The 803-nt window shown below is 40.0% G+C and carries 1 protein-coding gene; it reads right to left on the reverse strand.

Annotated features, from left to right (window positions below):
- The coding region (locus ACFINZ_RS10405; protein WP_375701472.1) for a 4-(cytidine 5'-diphospho)-2-C-methyl-D-erythritol kinase at positions 1 to 773 on the reverse strand (773 nt) is incomplete at its 3' end.
- Between the last annotated feature and the right edge of the window lie 30 nt (positions 774 to 803).

An 803-nucleotide genomic window follows, 5' to 3' on the forward strand; every position in this document is an offset into this window, starting at 1 on the left:
GAAAAAAGAGCTCCACTCTCATCTAATGCACATAAAACCTCAGACAGTTGAGGTGCAATTTTTAAGGCAGGAACAAAAAGATCGTTACGCGTTTCCTGTAAAGCTTCAACCAATGAATCAACCGTCTTTAGAGCTGCCGAATCAATTTTCAAGGGTGGATGATCGCGCTTCTCTAAAGCCTTAAAAACAGTTTTTGTCGCAATCTGTTGACCATGATTAACTAAAACCATTGCAAGAGAACAAGCCTCTTTTAGCCGTGTTATATCTTGCCCAATTCCTTTAACAAAAAGTGGCTGCTGATACTCCAATGCAAAAAGACACATTGGTACATCAGCGCCAAGAACTAAACTCATTTCCGCTAATTTTTCACAAGAGCAATCAAGAGCCCATTGCTGACGCAACAGACTCAAAACACCAGCAGCATTACCCGAACCACCACCAACCCCTGAAGCAACCGGCAATAATTTAACAAGTTGAAAAAAAGCAGGTTTAGCACATTCAGGAAAGGTGTTACACATAAAATCATGTGCACGAACAACCAAATTTTCTGCATCAGAAACAAGCTCATCTGCAAAAGGACCTGTTAAAACAAAGCGGTTACTCCCAAAAGGTGTGCAGCTTAAACAATCACCACTGAGACTAAAATAAACCAAACTTTCTATTAAATGATAACCATCAGCGCGTTGCCCTACAACATGCAAAGCTAAGTTCAATTTAATAGGGGTAAATAAATAAGAAGGCGCTTGAAAAAAAGCTTGTCCATTCGATATCATCTGACGTAATATTGATCAGTGTGGGGATCG

This window comes from Bartonella sp. AA81SXKL, assembly GCF_042196945.1.
GTDB lineage: Bacteria > Pseudomonadota > Alphaproteobacteria > Rhizobiales > Rhizobiaceae > Bartonella.